This is a genomic window from Gammaproteobacteria bacterium, assembly GCA_015709695.1.
In the GTDB taxonomy this organism is placed as follows: domain Bacteria; phylum Pseudomonadota; class Gammaproteobacteria; order Steroidobacterales.
In genome coordinates this window covers 691,386-710,785 of record CP054183.1, presented here as the reverse complement: position 1 = coordinate 710,785, position 19,400 = coordinate 691,386, and the positions used below count along the sequence as shown (strand labels likewise).

13 protein-coding genes are annotated in these 19,400 nt (G+C 70.4%); 8 read left to right on the top strand and 5 right to left on the bottom strand.

Annotated elements, in window-relative coordinates; translation table 11 throughout:
• The first annotated feature begins 16 nt into the window (after window positions 1–16).
• Genes ettA through HRU81_03240 form a run of 4 tightly spaced genes read left to right on the top strand, consistent with a single transcriptional unit; the run spans window position 17 to window position 6,694 of the window.
• On the top strand, window positions 17–1,690 hold the full coding sequence (gene ettA, locus HRU81_03255) for an energy-dependent translational throttle protein EttA (GenBank protein ID QOJ31200.1): 1,674 nt from the start codon (window positions 17–19) through the stop codon (window positions 1,688–1,690).
• 28 nt (window positions 1,691–1,718) lie between these two features.
• A complete protein-coding gene (locus HRU81_03250) occupies window positions 1,719–2,441 on the top strand; it encodes a hypothetical protein (protein ID QOJ31199.1) in 723 nt (240 codons plus the stop codon).
• A 60-nt stretch (window positions 2,442–2,501) separates the two neighbouring features.
• The gene (locus HRU81_03245; protein ID QOJ31198.1) at window positions 2,502–3,629 is read left to right on the top strand and encodes an efflux RND transporter periplasmic adaptor subunit; all 1,128 of its coding nucleotides are present in this window, start codon (window positions 2,502–2,504) and stop codon (window positions 3,627–3,629) included.
• On the top strand, window positions 3,626–6,694 hold the full coding sequence (locus HRU81_03240) for an efflux RND transporter permease subunit (GenBank protein ID QOJ31197.1): 3,069 nt from the start codon (window positions 3,626–3,628) through the stop codon (window positions 6,692–6,694). The genes HRU81_03245 and HRU81_03240 overlap by 4 nt, the downstream gene beginning before the upstream one ends.
• Here HRU81_03240 and purL read toward each other — a convergent pair.
• Both purL and HRU81_03230 read right to left on the bottom strand, forming a co-directional pair.
• Window positions 6,691–10,587, bottom strand: a complete 3,897-nt coding sequence (purL, locus tag HRU81_03235) for a phosphoribosylformylglycinamidine synthase (GenBank protein ID QOJ31196.1) — start codon at window positions 10,585–10,587, stop codon at window positions 6,691–6,693. The genes HRU81_03240 and purL overlap by 4 nt on opposite strands.
• A 33-nt stretch (window positions 10,588–10,620) precedes the next feature.
• A complete protein-coding gene (locus tag HRU81_03230) occupies window positions 10,621–10,959 on the bottom strand; it encodes a DUF1820 family protein (protein QOJ31195.1) in 339 nt (112 codons plus the stop codon).
• Window positions 10,960–11,223: 264 nt separating this feature from the next.
• Here HRU81_03230 and tagH point away from each other — a divergent pair, with 264 nt between their 5' ends.
• The 4 genes from tagH to HRU81_03210 are packed head-to-tail and all read left to right on the top strand — an operon-like array spanning window position 11,224 to window position 15,130.
• Window positions 11,224–12,414 (top strand): type VI secretion system-associated FHA domain protein TagH, encoded by a 1,191-nt coding sequence (gene tagH, locus HRU81_03225; GenBank protein ID QOJ31194.1) that lies wholly within the window; start codon window positions 11,224–11,226, stop codon window positions 12,412–12,414.
• 57 nt (window positions 12,415–12,471) lie between these two features.
• A complete protein-coding gene (locus HRU81_03220) occupies window positions 12,472–12,723 on the top strand; it encodes a ferrous iron transport protein A (protein ID QOJ31193.1) in 252 nt (83 codons plus the stop codon).
• Entirely contained in the window at window positions 12,720–14,921 is a 2,202-nt protein-coding gene (gene feoB / locus HRU81_03215; GenBank protein ID QOJ31192.1) for a ferrous iron transport protein B, read from the top strand. Before HRU81_03220 ends, feoB begins: the two co-directional genes overlap by 4 nt.
• Window positions 14,918–15,130 carry a FeoB-associated Cys-rich membrane protein gene (locus HRU81_03210; GenBank protein QOJ31191.1) on the top strand — a complete coding sequence of 71 codons (213 nt, stop codon included), beginning with the start codon at window positions 14,918–14,920 and terminating at the stop codon, window positions 15,128–15,130. The genes feoB and HRU81_03210 overlap by 4 nt, the downstream gene beginning before the upstream one ends.
• Window positions 15,131–15,244: 114 nt before the next feature.
• Here the strand turns inward: HRU81_03210 and HRU81_03205 are convergent, their stop codons facing one another.
• The 3 genes from HRU81_03205 to HRU81_03195 form a co-directional block, all read right to left on the bottom strand.
• Window positions 15,245–17,380, bottom strand: a complete 2,136-nt coding sequence (locus tag HRU81_03205) for a PKD domain-containing protein (protein QOJ31190.1) — start codon at window positions 17,378–17,380, stop codon at window positions 15,245–15,247.
• Between the two features lie 191 nt (window positions 17,381–17,571).
• Entirely contained in the window at window positions 17,572–18,492 is a 921-nt protein-coding gene (locus HRU81_03200) for a peptidyl-prolyl cis-trans isomerase (GenBank protein ID QOJ31189.1), read from the bottom strand.
• On the bottom strand, window positions 18,489–19,373 hold the full coding sequence (locus tag HRU81_03195; protein QOJ31188.1) for a thermonuclease family protein: 885 nt from the start codon (window positions 19,371–19,373) through the stop codon (window positions 18,489–18,491). Before HRU81_03195 ends, HRU81_03200 begins: the two co-directional genes overlap by 4 nt.
• Window positions 19,374–19,400 lie beyond the last annotated feature (27 nt).

The following is a 19,400-nucleotide window of genomic DNA, read 5'->3' as shown; positions in this document are numbered from 1 at the left end:
AGCCGAAAATCCAGCCATGAGCCAGTACGTCTTCACCATGAACCGGGTGGGCAAGGTCGTGCCCCCCAAGCGCTTCATCCTCCGCGACATCTCGCTGAGCTTCTTCCCCGGCGCCAAGATCGGCGTGCTGGGCCTCAACGGCTCCGGCAAGTCCACCCTGCTGCGCATCATGGCCGGCGTCGACCAGGAGTACGAAGGCGAGGCGCGCCCCCAGCCTGGCATCAGGATCGGCTACCTGCCGCAGGAACCCGAACTCGATCCGGCGCGCAGCGTGCGCGAGATCGTCGAGGAAGGCGTCGCCGACCTGGTGGGACTGGTCCACCGCTTCAACGCCATCGCCGAACAGTTCGCCGAGCCCATGGATGACGAGGCCATGAACCGGTTGCTGGACGAGCAGGCGAAGCTGCAGGACCAGATCGACGCGCAGAATGGCTGGGAGGTCGACCGCACCCTGGAGATCGCCGCCGATGCCCTGCGACTGCCGGACTGGAGCGCCCGGGTGCAGACCCTCTCCGGCGGCGAGCGCCGGCGCGTGGCGCTGTGCCGGCTGCTGCTGTCGAAGCCCGACATGCTGCTGCTCGACGAGCCCACCAACCACCTCGACGCGCTGTCGGTGGCCTGGCTGGAGAAGTTCCTCGAGAACTACCCGGGCACGGTCATCGCCGTGACCCACGACCGCTATTTCCTCGACAACGTCGCCGGCTGGATCCTCGAACTCGACCGTGGCCACGGCATCCCCTGGAAGGGCAACTATTCCTCCTGGCTGGAGCAGAAGGAGGCGCGCCTCGCCATGGAGGAAAAGCAGGAGGCCGCGCGCCAGAAGACCATCAAGGCGGAACTCGAGTGGGTGCGCGCCAACCCCTCGGCGCGGCGCGCCAAGAGCAAGGCGCGCCTGCAGCGCTTCGAGGAACTGTGCTCGCAGGAATTCCAGCGCCGCCAGGAAACCAACGAGATCTACATCCCGCCCGGCGAGCGCCTCGGCGACCTGGTCATCGAGTTCAACCAGGTGCGCAAGGCCTTCGGCGACCGGCTGCTGATCGAGGACTTCAGCGGCGCCATTCCGCCGGGTGCCATCGTCGGCGTCATCGGCCCGAACGGCGCCGGCAAGACCACCCTGTTCCGCCTGATCACCGGCCAGGAGCAGCCCGACAGCGGCAGCATCCGCATCGGCCCCACGGTGCAACTGGCCTACGTCGACCAGTCGCGCCAGAGCCTGGACGACAGCAAGACCGTCTGGGAGGAACTCTCCGGCGGGCAGGAGCTGATCAAGGTCGGCAGGTACGAGACCTCCTCGCGCAACTACGTCGGCCGCTTCAACTTCAAGGGCACGCAGCAGCAGCAGAAGATCGGCCTGCTTTCGGGCGGCGAGCGCAACCGCGTGCACCTCGCCAAGGTCCTCAAGGCGGGCGCCAACGTGCTGATGCTCGACGAGCCGACCAACGACCTGGACGTGGAGACGCTGCGCGCGCTGGAGGAAGGCCTGCTGGACTTCCCGGGCTGTGCCATCGTGATCTCCCACGATCGCTGGTTCCTCGACCGCATCGCCACCCACATCCTGGCCTTCGAGGGCGATAGCCAGCTGACGCTGTTTGCGGGAAACTACGCCGAGTACCAGGCTGACCTGCATCGCCGCCTCGGCGATGATGCCGACCAGCCGCACCGCATCCGCTACAAGCCGCTGCGGCACTGAACCAGCGCGCGGCCACGGAGGCCCGGCCATGAGCATCCCGGCATTCCTCGACAGCCAGAACCGCCTGCACCGGGAGTCGGTGAACGGCGAATGCCCGCATTGCGGCAGCGTCGCGCATTTCTCGCTGATGGCCTGCCCGACTTTCGCGCGCCTGCGCGCCGAACAGCCGGCGCGCGTCGGCATCGTCCTCGAGTGCGACGCCTGCCACACGCCGCTGTTCATCCGCTACCGGGTCCGCGCCTGGCATGAGGACCGTGTCGAGTTCCACCCGCTGCCGGAGGAAATGGAGCGCCCGCCGGAGCGCTTCAGCTACGCGCACCTGCCCGATGCCGTCGCCGCCACCTTCCGCGAGGCGCTGGCCTGCCACACTGCGGGGCTCAACCAGGCCTTCGCGCTGATGTGCCGCGCCACCATCCAGGCCATGCTCGAGGACCTCGGCGAGCGCAGCCGCCTGAAGATCTTCGACCAGGTGGCCGAGGTACGCATGCTGGCGGAGATCGACGACACCACCTTCAACGCCATCCGCCGCGTGCTGTTCGAGGGCGAGGCCCCGCAGGGCCAGGTCGCGCAGCCGCTCACTCGCCTGCAGGCGATGGTGTTGCTGGAGACCCTCAAGGACCTGCTCTACCAGTCCTACGTGCGCCGCGCCCGCCTGCAGCAGGCGCTGCGCCTGCGCCAGTTCCCGGCCGTGGAGCCGGCGCGCCCGCCGGCGATGCCAATCGTGCCGGCTATCCGCAGCGTGGAGCGCTGAACCGGGCAGGCCGATGACCCGCGTCATGCACGGGCGGGAGGCAATCGCTAGAATGCCGCCATGCCCCGCCCGACCCGCTTCCCTGCCGGCGCACGCTGGCTCGCCGCACTCGCCCTCACTGGCCTGATCACCGCCTGCGGCGGCAAGGCCCCGGCTCCAGAAGCTACACCCAGCCTCAGCGTCACCGCGACGCGTCTGGCCACCCGCCCGCTTGAACGCAGCCTGGTCGCCTCCGGCTCGGTGGCCGCCTGGCAGGAAATGTCGCTCGGCGTCGAACTCAGCGGCGTGCGGGTCACCGCCGTGCTGGTCGAGGTGGGCGACAGGGTGAAGCCCGGCCAGGTGCTGCTGCGCCTGGATGCGCGCACCCTGGAGGTGCAGGCACGTCAGGCCGACGCGGCGCTGGAACAGGCAAAGGCCAACCTCGCCCTGGCCCGCGCCGCGAATGCGCGCGGCGACAGCCTGCTGGAGCGCAAGCTGATCTCCACCGCCGATGCCGACCAGCTCAAGGCCAACCTCATCAGCGCCGAGGCCAAGCTCACCACCGCGCAGGCCGACCGCGATGCCGCCCGGCTGAAACTCGGCTTCGCCACGCTGGAGGCGCCGCAGGCCGGGGTCATCTCCGCCCGCTCGGTGGAACCGGGCCAGGTGGTCTCCGCAGGCGCCGAACTGTTGCGCCTGATCCGCGATGGCCGCCTGGAATGGCGTGCCGAGCTGGCGGAAGGCGATTTCGCGCGGGTGCGCGAAGGCGCGGCGGTGGAGCTCACCGCAGCCGACGGCGCCATGGTCCGCGGGTGGATCCGCGCAGTGTCCCCGGCCCTCGACCCGCAGACCCGCACCGGGCTGGTCTACGCCGACCTGCCCGAGCCCGGCACCCTGCGCGCCGGCATGTTCGCCCAGGGCCGCATCCTCCTCGGCACCGTGCAGGCCAGCGTGCTGCCGCGGGAGGCCGTGGTGTTCCGCGATGGCCTGCCCTACGTCTTCGTGCTGCAGGGCTCCGCCGACGTGGCCAGGGTCACGCAGCAGCGCATCGGGGTCGGCATCCAGCAGGGCGAGATCACCGAGGTGACCAGCGGCCTCGGGCCGGACGACCGGGTGGTGGCGCGCGGCGCCGGCTTCCTCGGCGACGGCGACCTGGTACGCGTGCTGCCCGCCCAGGCGGCCGCGGCGCCGGCGGAGCCACCACGGTGAACGTCTCCCGCTGGGGCATCGCCCACCCGATCCCCGCGGCCCTGGCGTTCGTCATCCTCTGCGTCTTCGGCTTCTGGGGATGGCGCCAGCTGCCGATCTCCACTCTGCCGGACTTCACGCCCCCGGAGATCGACATCAAGGTGACGCTGCCGGGCGCCAGCCCGAGCCAGCTGGAGACCGATGTCACCCGCAAGGTGGAGGATGCGGTGGCGGGCATCGCCAACATCGACAAGCTGCTCTCCACGGTCAACGAGGGGCAGTCGCGCACCCGCATCCTCTTCGAGCTCGGCCGGGACATGGACACCGCGCTGGAGGAAGTGCGCGACGCCATGGACCGCGTGCGCAGCGACCTGCCGGCGGAGATCGACGAGCCGCAGATCACCCGCCTCACCGTGCTCGGACCGACCATGCTGACCTACGCGATCGAGTCCGACCGCCTCGCCCTCGACGAGCTCAGCTGGTTCGTCGACGACACGGTGAAAAAGGTGCTGTTCGGCACCCCGGGCGTCGGCACCGTGAGCCGCATCGGCGGCCTGGACCGCGAGGTACGCGTGGACCTGCGCCCGGACATGCTGCAGGCCTTCGGCCTGACCGCCGGCACCGTGTCCATGCAGCTCGCCCGCATCCAGGTGGAGCGGGCCGGTGGCCGCACCACCGTCGGCGGCGGCGAGCAGACGGTGCGCACCATCGCCACGGTGCACAGCGCGGCTGCCCTTGCCGACTACCCGATCTCGCTGCCCGACGGGCGCTCGGTGCGTCTGTCCACCATCGCCACGGTGAGCGACAGCCACGCCGAGCCGCGCGACATGGCGCTGCTGAACGGAAAGCCGGTGGTGGGCTTTGGCATCCAGCGTGCGGTGAAGACCAGCGAGGTCGCGGTGGGCGACGAAGTTCGCGGGCGCATCGCCGAACTCGCGCGGGAGCACCCGGAGGTGCGCTTCATCGAGGTGGACTCGGTGGTGGAGGAAGCACGCAACTCCTACAACGCTTCGATGTCGATGCTGGCCGAGGGCGCGCTGCTGGCCGTGGCGGTGGTGTGGCTGTTCCTGCGCGACCGGCGCGCCACCTGGATCTCGGCGCTGGCGCTGCCGCTCTCGGTGATCCCGACCTTCGGCGTCATGCACCTGCTCGGCTTCAGCCTCAACCTGCTGTCGCTGCTCGCCATGGCCGTGGTAATCGGCATCCTCGTGGATGACGCCATCGTCGAGGTGGAGAACATCACCCGCCACCGCGCGCTGGGCAAGACACCCATGCAGGCTGCCGGCGAAGCGGCCGACGAGATCGGCATCGCCGTCATCGCCACCTCCGCCACGCTGGCGGCCGTGTTCATCCCGGTGGCCTTCATGCCCGGGCAGATCGGCCTGTTCTTCCGCGAGTTCGGCTGGACCGCGGCGACTGCCGTGCTGTTCTCGCTGCTGGTCGCGCGCCTGCTGACGCCGATGCTGGCAGCCTATTTCATGACCAGGAAGCTGAAGCAGCTCAGCGAGCCGGCCTGGGTCCGCTTCTACATGAGGCTGGTGGGCCATGCCCTGGCCAGGCCCTGGCGCACGCTGGCCACCGCCTTCGCCACTTTCGTCGTAGCGCTGGCGCTGCTGCCGCTCATCCCCCGCACCTTCGTGCCGCCGAACAACGAATCGCGCTCGACGGTGCTCCTCGAGCTCCCGCCCGGCTCCACACTGCAGGACACCGCCGCGGTGGCCGAGCAGGCCCGGCGGCTGCTGGCGGACATCCCGGAGCTGAAGAGCGTGTTCGCGCGCGTAGGCTCGCAATCCGGCACCGGATTCACCACGGCCGGCAGCGGCGAAGTACGCAAGGCACAGGTCAACCTGCGGTTCACCGACAAGCGCCAGCGCACCATGCAGCAGCTGGAGGTCGAAGTCCGCCGCCGCCTGGAGAAACTGGCCGGCGTGCGCGTGAGCTTCGCCGCGCTGGGGCCCGGCGACCGGCTCGAGCTGGTGGTGGTGGGCCGCGACCCGGTGCAGCTGGCCGCGGCAGCCCAGCGCATCGAGGCGGCGATGCGCGGCGTTCGCGGCCTGAGCGGCGTGCAATCCTCGGCCTCGCTGCTGCAGCCGGAGATCGTCATCGTCCCGGACCCGGCCCGCGCCGCGGACCTCGGCGTCTCCACCGTGGATATCGCCGAGGCCGCCCGCATCGCCACCACCGGGGACTTCCTCCGCAACCTGCCGAAGCTCAACCTCGCAGAGCGGCAGATCCCCATCCGCGTGCAGGTGGTGGAGGCCGCGCGCGACGACGCCTCCCTGCTGAGCCTGATGCGCGTGCCGGCCCGCGGCGGCGCCGTGCCGCTCTCCGCGGTGGCCGACATCCGCGACAGCAGCGGGCCGGCGGTCATCGAGCGCTACAATCGCGAGCGCAACGTGAAGATCTCCGGCGAGCTCAACGGCAATCCGCTCGGTCCGGTGATGGCCGAGGTCCGGAAGCTGCCGGCGGTGCAGAACCTGCCGCCGGGCGTGCGCATCCTGCCGGGCGGCGATGCCGAGGCCTTCGTCGACCTGTTCGTGGGCTTCGCGCTCGCCATGCTGACCGGCGTGCTCAGCGTGTACGTGGTACTGCTGATGCTGTTCAACAGCCCGTCGATGCCGCTGGTGATCCTCGCCGCCATCCCGCTGTGCGGCGTGGGAGCCTTCGGCGCGCTGCTGGTCTCCGGCTACGCGCTGTCGCTGCCATCGCTGGTCGGGCTGCTGATGCTGACCGGCGTGTCCACCAAGAACTCCATCCTCATCGTCGATTACGCCATCATCGGCGAGCGCGCCGGGCTGCCGCGCCGCGAGGCCATCATCGATGCATGTCACAAGCGCGTGCGCCCGGTGATCATGACCACCATCGCCATGGGTGCCGGCATGGTGCCGGTGGCCTTCTCGCTGGCTGCGGACGGCAATTTCCGCGCACCGCTGGGGATCTCGGTCATCGGCGGACTGCTGACCTCGACGCTGCTGTCCCTGCTGGCCGTGCCGGCCGCCTACTGGCTGGTCGCCGAATGGGTCAGCCGCTTCCGCTCACGCCGCGCCGCGCGGCGCCAGGCACGGGAGGCGCGCAGCGCCGCCTAGCCGACCCAGGCCCGCGCGTTGCGGAACAGCCGCATCCAGGGCCCTTCCTCGCCCCAGTCCCGCGGATGCCAGGAGTGCTGCATGGCCAGGTGCACGCGCTCGGGGTGCGGCATGAAGACGGTGACGCGGCCATCCGCCGAGGTCAGCCCGGCGATGCCGCCCGGCGAGCCGTTGGGATTCGCCGGATAGCGCGTCGCGGGGCGGCCATGGTTGTCGACATAGCGGATGGCCACCTGGCCTGCCGCCTCGCAGGCCGTCAGGTCTCCGGCCGCGACGAATTCCGCACGTCCCTCGCCATGCGAGGTGGCGATCAGCAGGCGGCTGCCCGCCATGCCCTGCAGCAGCACCGAGCGGCTCTCCAGCACCTCGACCAGGCTGAGACGTGCCTCGAACTGCTCGGAGAGGTTCTGCACGAAGCGCGGCCAGTGGTCCGTGCCGGGGATGATCTCGCGCAGCCCGCTGAGCATCTGGCAGCCATTGCAGACACCGAGGGTGAAGGCATCCTCACGCCGGAACCAGGCCGAGAATTCCTCGCGCACCCTTGCGTTGAACAGGATGGAACGCGCCCAGCCACCGCCGGCGCCGAGCACGTCGCCGAAAGAAAAGCCGCCGCAGATCACCAGGCCACGGAACTCGTCGAGGCGCCGGCGGCCGGCGAGCAGGTCCGACATGTGCACGTCCACCGGCGTGAAGCCGGCGCGCAGGAAGGCGGCCGCCATCTCCAGCTGGCTGTTGACGCCCTGCTCACGCAGTATCGCCACCCGCGGGCGCCTGCCGCTGGCGATGAAGGCCGCCGCGGGGTTGTCGGCCATGCTGAAGCCCAGCCGCGGCGACAGCCCGGGATCGCCGGGATCGCGCAGGGCCGCATAGGCCTCGGCCGCGGTGGCCGGATTGTCGCGCAGGGCCTGCATGCGGTAGCTGAGTTCGGACCAGGTGGCGTGCAGCGCCTGGCGCTCGAAATCGAGCAGGATCGCTCCGGCCTGGCGGATGACGATGCGCGGCCCCTCGGTGACGCGGCCGATGCGCTGCGCCCAGGCGCCGATGCCATGGCTGGCGAAGGCGGCCTCGACGCGGGCCGCGTCGGCGGCACGCACCTGAATCACCGCGCCGATCTCCTCGGCGAACAGCGCACCGTGCGTGCCGGTACCTGCCGGCAGCTCGATCTCCAGGCCGGCACGGCCGGCGAAGGCCATCTCGCACAGCGTGACAAAGAGGCCGCCGTCGGCACGGTCATGGTAGGCCTGCAGCAGGCCCTGCGCGCGCAGGGCGCCGATGCAGGCGAACAGGCTGGCCAGCCGCGGCGGGTCGTCGAGGTCTGGCACCTCGCCGCCGGCGATGCCGAAGGCCTGCGCCAGACAGGAACCACCGAGACGGTTGCGGCCGGCGCCCAGGTCGAGCAGGTACAGCAGCGAGCCGGTCTCCCGGGCGAGCTGCGGCGTCAGCGTGGCGCGCACGTCGGCCACCGGCGCGAAGGCGGAGACGATCAGCGACACCGGAGCGACCACCGACTTCGGCGCGCCGTGGTCCTTCCAGGCAGTGCGCATGGACAGCGAGTCCTTGCCCACCGGGATGGCGATGCGCAGCTCGCGGCACAGCGCGGTGACCGCGCTCACGGTGTCGTATAGCGCCTCGTCCTCGCCGTCGACACCGCTCGCCGCCATCCAGTTTGCCGATAGCCGCACCTCGTCGAGGCGGGTGACCGCCGCGGCCAGGATGTTGGTGAGCGCCTCGGCAACCGCCATGCGCCCCGAAGCCGGCGGATCGCTCACCGCCAGCGGCGTGCGTTCGCCCATGGCCATGGCCTCGCCGGCGACATCGTCGAAGCCGAGCGCCGTCACCGCGACATCGCTCACCGGCACCTGCCAGGGCCCGACCAGCTGGTCGCGGGCCACCAGGCCGCCGACCGTGCGATCGCCGATGTGGATCAGGAAGGACTTGTCGGCCACGGCCGGGAAGCGCAGCACCCGCTGGCAGGCCTCGGCCAGGTCCAGCTGCGCGAAGCTGGCGGTCGCGCGCGGCCGCGCCTTGCGCGTCACCTTCATGGTGGTGCGCGGCGGCTTGCCGAGCAGCACCTCCAGCGGCATGTCCACCGGCGCCTCGCCCAGCAGCCGGTCGGTGACCGTCAGCAGGCGGCTGTCGTCGGCGCTGCCGAGCACCGCGAACGGGCAGCGCTCGCGCTCGCAGGTGGCGCGGAACCAGTCGAGGTCGCCCGGGGCGATGGCGAGCACGTAGCGCTCCTGCGCCTCGTTGCACCAGATCTCCGCCGGCGACATGCCCGGCTCCGCGTTCGGGACTTCGCGCAGTTCCAGCCGCGCGCCGCGCCGGCTGTGGTCGACCAGCTCCGGCATGGCGTTGGACAGGCCGCCCGCGCCCACGTCGTGGATGAGCAGGATGGGATTGTGGCCGCCGGGGGCGGCGCCCGCGGCCCAGCAGGCCTCGATGACCTGCTGCGCCCGGCGCTGCATTTCGGGGTTTCCGCGTTGCACGGAGGCGAAATCGAGGTCCTCGGCGCTGCTGCCGCTCGCCATGGACGAGGCGGCACCGCCACCCAGGCCGATGAGCATCGCCGGCCCGCCGAGCACCACCAGCAGCGCCCCGGGCGGCACCGCGGCCTTGTGCACGTCGGGCTCGCGGATGTTGCCGAGGCCACCGGCGATCATGATGGGCTTGTGGTAGCCCCAGGCGCGTCCCGGTTCGCCCGCCACCGGCAGTTCGAAACTGCGGAAATAGCCGGCAATATTCGGCCGGCCGAACTCGTTGTTGAAGGCCGCTGCGCCGATCGGCCCCTCGATCATCACCTGCAGCGGCGAGACGATGCGTCGCGGCCGCCCGAGGCCGCCCGCCTCCCAGGGCTGGGGATGACCGGGCAGCCGCAGGTGCGAGACGCTGAAGCCGGCGAGCCCCGCCTTCGGGCGCGCGCCGCGGCCGGTGGCCCCCTCGTCACGGATCTCGCCGCCCGCGCCGGTGGCTGCGCCGGGGAACGGCGCGATGGCGGTCGGGTGGTTGTGCGTCTCCACCTTCATCAGCGTGTGCACCGGCTCACGCTGCAGGCGGTACTCGCCGCTCTCCGGGTCGGCGAGCAGCCGCGCGGCGACACTGCCGGCCATGACCGCGGCGTTGTCGCTGTAGGCGCTGAGCACGCCGGCCGGGTTGGCGGCATGGGTGCTGCGGATCATGGCGAACAGGCTCTGCGGCTGTTCGACACCATCCACGAGCCATCGGGCGTTGAAGATCTTGTGCCGGCAGTGCTCGGAGTTCGCCTGGGCGAACATCATCAGCTCGGCGTCGGTGGGATCGCGTCCCATCGCCGTGAAGTGCCCGGCGAGGTAGCTGATCTCGTCGGCCGACAGCGCCAGCCCCAGCGACTGGTTGGCGGCCTCGAGCGCCGCCAGCCCTTCGGCCAGCAACGGCACGCGCGCCAGGCGGCGGGGCGTGCGGGTGCCGAACAGGTCCGCCGCCTGCACCGGCCGCAACAGCGCCGACTCGGTCATGCGATCGTGCACCAGCGGCGCCAGCGCGCCCACCTCGGCCGCGGCCAGCGGGCCCCCGGCCTGGAAGGACCAGGCCACGCCGCGCTCGCAGCGGCGCACCGCGTCGAGGCCACAGCTGCGGGCAATGTCGGTGGCCTTGCTGGACCAGGGCGATATGGTGCCCAGCCGCGGCACCACCCAGAGCACGGGTGCGTCGCCGGTCCCGGCCTCATGGCCCGGCCCGTAGCGCAGCAGTTCGGCGAGCACGGCCGACTCCGCCTCCGTGAGCGGCCGCGCGGTATCGACGTAGTGGACGTAGCGCGCCTCGATGCCGGTGATGCGCGGCACCGCCGCACGCAGTTCCGCCAGCAGCCGTTCGCGCCGGAAGGCCGACAGCGCCGCCGAGCCGGCTATCTCCAGCATGTCAGGCGCAGCCGGGATGGCGCGGGCGACGGCCTAGTCGCCGCCATCGCTGCGACCGGGCGTATACACCGGCATCGGAAACTGGGCGACGTTGCCACCCTCGGCGCGGGTGACCTTGCTGACGCCCTCTTTCTCGACCTCATCGATGCGCAGCACGGCGTGCATGGGGATGTAGGTGCGGCGCACCCCGGCGAACTCGGCCTTGATGCGCTCCTCGGCCGGGTCGAGCACCACGGTACTGCGCTCGCCGAACACCAGCTTCTCGACCTCGATGAAGCCGAACAGGCCGCCCTGGGCCACGGACCGGGCATAGATCTCGTAGACCTTGCCCTGGTTGACGAACGATATTTTGTAAAGTCGCCTGGCCGACATGCGTGACGCGAAGGGGCTTGCTGGCAGTCCGCGCAGGGCAACGCACCCTCCAGGACCGGGCCGGCATTATAGCCGAGCGGCTGGCCCGTGCCGCGACGCGCCGCGATGGCCGGCCCGGGTGGCATCGACCCGGCAAACTGTGAACTGCCCGGCGGCAACGCACGCGCCATGACGCCATGATCCGCCGGCGGAAAACGGATTCGGGCAGCCCCCGGGGACCCGAAGCTCCGCGTATCCCCGAAGCCCACGGCGGGAATGGTCGGCATGGCGTTGCGCCTTCGCATCACGAGTCAGCAGAAGTCCCAGCTGGGCGAGGCCCAGCTGCGCGAGTTCGTCGCCTGCGGCGGCACCATCGGCCGCGCCGCCGACAACGACTGGGTGCTGCCTGACGACAAGCGCTTCATTTCCAGCCGCCATGCGCTGATCGACTTCCAGGGCGGCGCCTACTACCTGGTGGATACCAGCCGCAACGGCGTCTACGTCAACGGCTCGGACACCGCGGTGGGCCGCGGTCACCCGCAGCGGCTGTTCAACGGCGACCGCCTGCGGCTCGGCGAGTACGAGGTTGCCGTCGAGGTGACGCCGGGTGACGAGCAGATCGCCGATGACGGCATGCGCGATTCGGTGGTGCGGGCCCAGCTGGTGCCGGTGGATGAATCGGTGGAGCTCAAGCTGGTCGACGAGAGCAAGCTGCGCGCCTTCGACTACAACGCGCTCGAGCGCCACCTCAAGCCGGCGGACGACACCCCGAGTGCCGCACGCAAGCCTGCGCCTGCCGCGGCGAAGCCGGTCGCTGCCAGCACGCCTCCCCCGGCGACCGGCAACGCCGCCGCCGTCGAGGTCTTCTGCAAGGCCGCGGGCCTGAAGCCCGGTGACCTGCACGGCTCGAACCCCGAGGAAGTGCTGGAGACCGCCGGCCTGCTGATGCGCGAGCTGCTCACCGGCCTGGCGGACCTGCTGCAGAACCGCTCGCGGATGAAGGACGCCCTGCGCCTGCCGCAGACCATCATCCGCCCCTCGCAGAACAACCCGCTGAAGTTCTCCCCCGGCGTGGCCGACGCGCTGCGCTACCTGCTCGGCGAGCCCGGCCAGTCCTACCTGCCGCCGGATCGCGCCGTGCAGGCCGCGTTCCTCGACGTGAAGAGCCACCAGCAGGCGCTGTTCAAGGCCATGATCCACGCGGTGCGCGACTTCAGCGAGCGGCTCGACCCGGAGGAACTGCGCAATCGCTTCGACCGCGGCCTGAAGCGCTCGCCCCTGCTCGCCGGCACCAACAAGCTCAAGTACTGGGAGCTCTACGAGGAGAGCTACGCCACCCTCACCCACCAGGAAGAGGGCGCGCCGATGCCGGCCATCGTCATCGAGGAACTGACCCGCGCCTACGAGCAGGAGCTCGAGGCCCTGCAGCAAGGGGCCACCCGCCCCATCGGCACCCGCCCGGCCAGGGCATCCTGAGGCTTCGGGGGCGCGCTGCCCCAGCTTTTCATCCGTACTGCCCGCAGCGACCGGCGGGTGGTTCTCCTCTACAATGCCGGCATGACGCTCGATGAGCTGAAACCCGGCCAGAAGGCCACCATCCTCCGGATCGAGGGCGACGGCCCGCTGGCGCAACGCCTGATGGCGATGGGCCTGCTGGAGGGCTCCGACATCTCCCTGACCCGGCGCGCCCTGGGCGGCGATCCCGTCGAAGTCCAGGTAATGGGCTATGCCCTGTCCCTGCGACGCGAGGAGGCTCGCCGCATCGAAGTCCGGCTGCTGACATGAGCGCCCCGGTTGCCAATGCGGCACCGGCATCGGCCCCCGCCACCCATACCGCGCCGATCATCGCCGTCATCGGCAACCCGAATACCGGCAAGAGCACCCTGTTCAATGCCCTGACCGGGCTGAAGCAGAAGACCGCGAACTACCCCGGCGTCACGGTCGAGAGGCACACCGGCTCGATCAACCTCGATGGCCGCGAGATCTGCCTGGTCGACCTGCCCGGGACCTACTCGCTCGCCGCCCAGTCACCCGACGAGGTCGTCGCCATCGACGTGCTGCTCGGCCACGTCGAAGACCTGGCGCGGCCGCGGGCCATCCTCATGGTGGTCGATGCCACCAACCTGCGGCGCAACCTGTTTCTCGTCACCCAGCTCGCCGAACTCGGCCTGCCGATGGTGCTGGCCCTGAACATGCTCGACGTCGCGCTCGAGAACGGCGTGCAGATCGATCCGCAGCGCCTCGCCGCGCGGCTCGATGCCACGGTGGTGCCGGTCGTGGCCACCAGCGGCAAGGGCCTGCCGGAGCTGCGCTCGGCGCTGGCCGAGGCGGTACGCAAGCCGCCGCGGCCGCGCCTGGTGGTGCTGCCCGAGGTACACCAGGCGGCAGTGGCGCTCTCCGGGCGGGTTGCCGCCGCCGGCCACAATCTCGACGCCTACGAGGTGGAGCGCGCCCTGATCGACGCCCACGGCGTCGCCGAACGGCGCTTCGAGTACGCCACCAGCCCCGAGCTGATGGCGGAGCTTGCAGACCTGCGCATGAGGCTGAGCGCCGGCAGCTCGCTGGCGGCGATCGAGGCCCGCGCACGCTACGCGCTGATCGACGGCGTCATTGGCGAGGTCGAGGTGCGGGCGCCGCCGAGGGTGACCCTGCGAGAGCACCTGGACCGCATGACCAACCAGCCGGTGGTGGGTTCCGTGCTGTTCGTGCTGGTGATGGCCACGGTGTTCCAGGCGGTGTTCTCCTGGGCCACGCCGCTCATGGACCTCATCGAGGCGGGCACCACCTGGGCCAGCGAGACGGTGCGCGCCGCGCTGCCGCCCGGCGCGCTCTCCAGCCTGCTGGTGGACGGTGCCATCGCCGGGGTGGGCAGCGTGGTGGTGTTCCTGCCGCAGATCCTCATCCTCTTCGCCTTCATCATCCTGCTGGAGGACACCGGCTACATGCCGCGGGTGGCCTTCCTCATCGACCGGCTGATGCGCGTCTGCGGACTGTCGGGCAAGTCATTCATCCCGATGCTGTCGAGCTTCGCCTGCGCAGTACCGGGGATCATGGCCACCCGGGTCATTCCCGAGCGACGCGACCGGCTGGCCACCATCCTCGCCGCGCCGTTCATGACCTGCTCGGCGCGGCTGCCGGTGTACGCACTGCTGATCGGCGCCTTCGTCCCCGACCAGCGCTACCTCGGCGGCCTGCTCAACCTGCAGGGCCTGGTGCTGCTCGCCCTGTACCTGCTCGGCATCTTCGCCGGCATCGGCACGGCATTTCTCATGAAGCGCACCGCGCTGCGCGGTCCCACGCCCACCTTCCTCATCGAGCTGCCACCCTACCGCTTGCCGAACTGGCGCTCGGTGGCGCTGCGACTGCTGGAACGGGCACGCATCTTCCTGGTGCGTGCCGGCACGGTGATCTTCTTCGTGGCGGTCATGGTCTGGGCGCTCGCCTACTTCCCGCGGGATGCCGGTACGGCGCTGCAGTTCGCGGCGGAGAGGGCCGCGGTGATGGCATCCACGCCGGAGGGCGCCGGGCGCGAAGAGGCGCTGCGCGAGCTGCGCAACCACGAGATTGCCGCCAACATGGAAGGCAGCTACCTCGGACGCATCGGCAAGTTCGTCGCGCCCGCCTTCGCGCCGCTCGGCTGGGACTGGAAGGTCTCGGCCGCGGTGGTCGCCGGCTTCCCGGCCCGCGAGGTGGTGGTGGCCATCCTCGGCACCATCTATGCGGTGGGTGACGACAGCCAGGCCGACGACGATGCACTGGTCGAGCGCCTGCGTGACGCCACCTGGCCCGATGGCCGCGCTGTCTATACCCTGCCGATGGTGCTGGGGCTGCTGGTGTTCTATGCCTTCTGCCTGCAGTGCGCGGCCACCATCGCCATGATCCGCCGCGAGACCAACGGCTGGGGCTGGCCGGCCTTCGCCTGGGTCTACATGACCGGACTCGCCTATCTCGGCGCCATGCTGGTTTACCAGCTGGGATCATGAGCGGCCTCGATACACAGGACCTCATCGCCCTCGGCATCGTCGCCGTGGTGGTGGCGCTCGCCCTGTGGCGGCAGGTCCGGCTGAAGCGTGCCCGCCGGCGCAATCCCTGCGCGGGTTGCGAGAACACGCAAGTCACGCCCACCGAGACGGCTGTGCGCTTCTACCGGCGCGCGCCGGGCAGCCCCGACAGCGACCAGCACCAGCCCTGATCCTGCTCCTGGCCTCACGGCCGGCATGCAGCCGCCGCCCGCAGCCGAAAAAGACAGGGGCCGGACCTTCACCAGGTCCGGCCCCCTTGCCGTCAACGGACGGCGACCCAGGCCTCAGTCACAGAAATTGGCGTCATTCGGGTCCAGGCTATCGATCCAGGCCCCGATCGCATCGCGCTCGGACTGGGCCAGCAGGCCGCCGATGGGTGGCATCGGCCTTGCGGCATCGTTGATCCGCTGCCACAGCACGCTGGTCTCCTTGACTCCAGGCGTGACCACCGGCCCGCGATAGCTGCCGGCGCGCAGGTTGTCGCAGGTGGTGACACTGAGGCGGGCGGAGGCCCCGTGGCAGCCGGTACAGGTACGGTTGAACACCGGCTGCACGTCACAGGCGTAGGTGACCGGACCACCGGCCGAGGTGACGGATACCGCCACCGTCGCCGAGGTCACCGCGCCGCGGTTGTCGACGACCTCGACCGAGGCCGTGTAGCTGCCATCGCAGGAGTAGCTGTGGTTCGGCGAGGCTTCGGTGCTGGTGGTGCCATCGCCGAAATTCCAGAGGATGCTGCTGATCGTGCCGTCCGGGTCCACGGCATTGGCGGCGAAGGCCACCGGCAGCGGCTCGACGCCACTGGTGGGGCTGGCCGTCGGTGCCACGGTCGGTACCAGGTTCGGGTGCAGCTTGTCCTCGACCGTGTTGCCGAAGACACGGTTGACCGACTGGAAGCGCGTGCGGGTGTCGGTGTCGCGCACCTGGTTATGGAGCGCCTGGTCGAACCAGCCGCTGAGCAGGCCCGCCCACTGCAATGCTGTGGCATCGGGCTGCCCGTTGCCCACGGCGTAGCCGATCAGCGTCAGCCATGCCTGCAGGATCTTGCGGCTCGCCTTGCCAAAGCGCAGCGCGGAGTTCGGCGTGTCCGCCAGCACGTTGTTCATGCCCTTGACCTGCGGCGCGAGGCCGGGCGTGTACACCTCCACCGTGCGCAGCAGCACGGCACCGGGCGAGACGAAGCCGCCGGAGATGACCGCGCGGCCGTCATCCAGCAGCAGACCGCTGAACTCGTCGCGGCCGGTGCTCATGATGCCCGAGAGTTTCCAGGCGCCCGCCGCCGGGTCGTACACCTCGGAGGTCGGCTGGAAGATGCTGGGATAGGTCTTGCTGGTGGTGACACCGCCGGCGACCAGCAGCGTGCCATCGAGCAGGCCGAGGGCACCGATGTCGATGCGCGGCTTGAACATCCGCGGAATCACCGTGAAGCTGCGCGTGTCCGGCGTGTAGATCTCGCTCTCGGCGGTGATCACGCCACCAGCCGAGGTGTGGGTATCGTTGTAGTACGACGCCCCCTGCACCACGCGCCCGTCGCGCAGTTTCCCGGGCAGCTGCGCCAGGTGCGAGTAGTTCATCGGCCCGACGGCGGTGAAGCTGTTGTCGGCGGGGTTGTAGATCTCGGCGGTCGTGGTCGGGTACAGCGTACCCATGCCGGTGGAGCCGCCGGTAATCAGCACCGTGCCGTCATCGAGCAGGATCGCGCTGTGCGCCGAACGGGCCTGGGTCATGTTGCCGATGACCGTGAACAGGCCGGTCGCCGGATCGAAGACCTCGACCGAGGCCAGCGGCATGGAACTGGTGGTGCTGACACCGTTGCCGCCACCGCTGATGAGCACCCTGCCATCGGGCAGCAAAGTCGCGGCGTGGCTGCGGCGGCCGACGCTCATCGCGCCGGCAGTCTCCGTCCAGGCGTTGGTGGCCGGGTCGTAGATCTCGGCGGTGGCGAGCACCACACCGGTGGCGGAAGTCGAGGCGGTGCGGCCACCGGTCACGAGCACGCGGCCGTCGGCCAGCGTGGTGGCAGTATGTGACCAGCGCCGGATGGTCATCGGCGCCACCGGTGTCACCGAGTTGTCCGCCGGGTTGAAGGCATCGACCGAATTGGTGATGACCGAGGCCGGCGCATTGGCCGCCTGTCCGCCTGTCAGCAACACCCGCCCGTCATGCAGCTTGGCGGTGCGATGAATGAAGCGCGGCATGGTCATGTTGAGACCGCGGGTGAAATCGCCGACCGCGCAGCTCTCCAGGCCCATGCTCTCCAGCACGTCCTGCGGCGGCGAGTTCGGGATGCCGGCGTGGCAGGAGATGCAGGACGCTGGCGCCCGGCACTCCGCCTGGGCCTGCTGGCCCAGCGGCAACAACAACAGCGCGGCAAGCAGGCCTGCCCCCGCATGGCTCGTCGAACGGATGCTCCGGCTCATGGTGTCCCCCCCAATGGCGTGGATCCGGCGAATTATCGATGTCATGTCATCATGACATCTGGCCTACCGGTTACGGGAGCCAGCCCCGGAGCGTCGATAGGTACTTTCCCTTACGGACGTCTGGGCAAGTACGGAGCTTTTTACTGCAACTGGTTGTTGCAGAAGACCATGAACGCCTTCCGGACCGGCCGTCAGCCACCCCGGCCCAGCTGCGCCGCATATGACGTCATGGCCGCGGGCTCCAGCACCACCGCCACATCGCCGCGCAGCCTTTTCCTGGCCGCATCGGCCGCCAGCTGCCGGGCCTCGTCGGCCAGGCGGATGCGGATACCTTCGCGCACTTCGTCGAACGGGCGGACACGGGCCGGCCGCTGTTCCTCGACACGAAGCACGGCAAAACCGCCGGCCACCGCTCCCACCTCGCCGACTCCCCCGGGCATGAGCTTCACGGCATCGGCCTCCAGCGGGATGGCGCCGGGCACATCCTGCAACCAGAGTTCACCGGCCTGCGCACCAGGACCTGCCTGCCTGCGGGCTTCCTCGACGGGGGCGCCCCGGGCGAGCTCCGACCTGGCCCGGCGGGCGCCCGCCTCGTCGTGCGCCACCACCCGGCTGGCACGCACACGCGCCGGCTCGGTGAATTCGCCACGGTGGCTCGTGTAATAGGCCTCCACGTCGGCGGCCGAAGGCATGGGCGCATGATCGAGCTCTGCATCCAGCCAGCGACGGGCCAGCTCGCGCCGCTGCTCGTCCGCACTTCCCGCAGGCAGGTCCTGCGCCATGCCAGCGCGACGCGCCGCAGCCGCCATCAGGCGCTGGTCCACCAGCGATCGCACGAAGTCGTCGACAGCTGCCGCGGACGCCGCGATCTCCAGCCGGTCGCCGGCTGGCATCAGCGCCCGTGCCGCATCGGCATCGGCCACGGTGATGACCACGTCACCTGCGCGCGCCAGGACCGTCTCCGGTGGCAGCGCAGGGGTGGCCGCGGCCCCGTCGTCCAGCGGCGGGTGACTCGCCGGCAATGCATTCACCGGTGCCGGGGCTTGCCGTCCACAGGCGCCGAGCAACAACACTCCCGCCAGCCACCAGCCGCATTTCCAGCCTCGCTTCATGGTCCTGTCCCCGGTGCACGCCAACCCGCCGCCCGGGCTTCCTGCTCGCTGCAGAACCAGCGCTCGCCCCGGCTGGTGTCGATCCTTGTCGCTGCATAGCTGCTGGTGCCCGGAAGATGGTAGATCCGCGCACCCTTGCTGTTGATGTTGCCCTTGATGTCGCAACCTGCCCGGTGGTCGTTCCCCGGCTCCGCCACCCCGGGCGACGAGGCGCTGGCTGACGGCTGCTCATGGCTCTTGCCGATTGCGGCAATACAGTCCTGCGCCGTTTCGAGCGAGTAGTCCTTCGACGGCACCCGTGCGCCGAGGCCAGCCTTCTGGCGCTCGCGCCAGATCCAGGGCGGCACCCAGCGCTCATGCGGCAGCGACCAGAGCCCGCGTCGGCCAGCCCGGGCGGTGGCCTCCAGCTCGCAGTAGCGGGTGTCGCCATCCATCTGGCCCAGGTACCGGCGATAAGCCCAGGCATGGCCATCGGCGAGCAGCTGCTCGTTGACGTTGAGGCGGCCGACGTACAGCACCGCGATCAGGCGATCGTAGGCGTCGTAAGGGTCATCGCTGACCGGCGCCACCGCCACCGCGCCGGCAGCAACCAGCCGCTTCAGTGCCTGGGTCGCCTCGCGGCCGCCGGGGGCGCGCGCCTCGGGGGTATCGATGCCGTAGAGGCGGATGCGCTCCGGCCCGCTGCCGAGCCGCACCTCGAGCGTATCGCCGTCGATGACGCGCATGACGCGGCCATCCAGGACGAGGTCTTCGGACTGTCCGGACCCGGCTGCATCCACCGCCCCCGCTTCGGTCTGGAAACCAGCCTGAAGCCGCGGCCACAGCCAGCCGGCACCAGCCAGGAGCGCGGCAGCGACGAGCAGCGCAAGCAGCGTCTTCAAGCGCCGGTCACGCCGTCGCCTGCCGAC

Bases quoted from the DNA above. Each gene is read 5' to 3' on its own strand.
- HRU81_03230 (QOJ31195.1), bottom strand. From the start codon at position 10,959: ATGTCGGCCAGGCGACTTTACAAAATATCGTTCGTCAACCAGGGCAAG.
- HRU81_03250 (QOJ31199.1), top strand. From the start codon at position 1,719: ATGAGCATCCCGGCATTCCTCGACAGCCAGAACCGCCTGCACCGGGAG.
- HRU81_03245 (QOJ31198.1), top strand. From the start codon at position 2,502: ATGCCCCGCCCGACCCGCTTCCCTGCCGGCGCACGCTGGCTCGCCGCA.
- HRU81_03200 (QOJ31189.1), bottom strand. From the start codon at position 18,492: ATGAAGCGAGGCTGGAAATGCGGCTGGTGGCTGGCGGGAGTGTTGTTG.
- feoB (QOJ31192.1), top strand. From the start codon at position 12,720: ATGAGCGCCCCGGTTGCCAATGCGGCACCGGCATCGGCCCCCGCCACC.
- ettA (QOJ31200.1), top strand. From the start codon at position 17: ATGAGCCAGTACGTCTTCACCATGAACCGGGTGGGCAAGGTCGTGCCC.
- HRU81_03205 (QOJ31190.1), bottom strand. From the start codon at position 17,380: ATGAGCCGGAGCATCCGTTCGACGAGCCATGCGGGGGCAGGCCTGCTT.
- HRU81_03210 (QOJ31191.1), top strand. From the start codon at position 14,918: ATGAGCGGCCTCGATACACAGGACCTCATCGCCCTCGGCATCGTCGCC.
- tagH (QOJ31194.1), top strand. From the start codon at position 11,224: ATGGCGTTGCGCCTTCGCATCACGAGTCAGCAGAAGTCCCAGCTGGGC.
- purL (QOJ31196.1), bottom strand. From the start codon at position 10,587: ATGCTGGAGATAGCCGGCTCGGCGGCGCTGTCGGCCTTCCGGCGCGAA.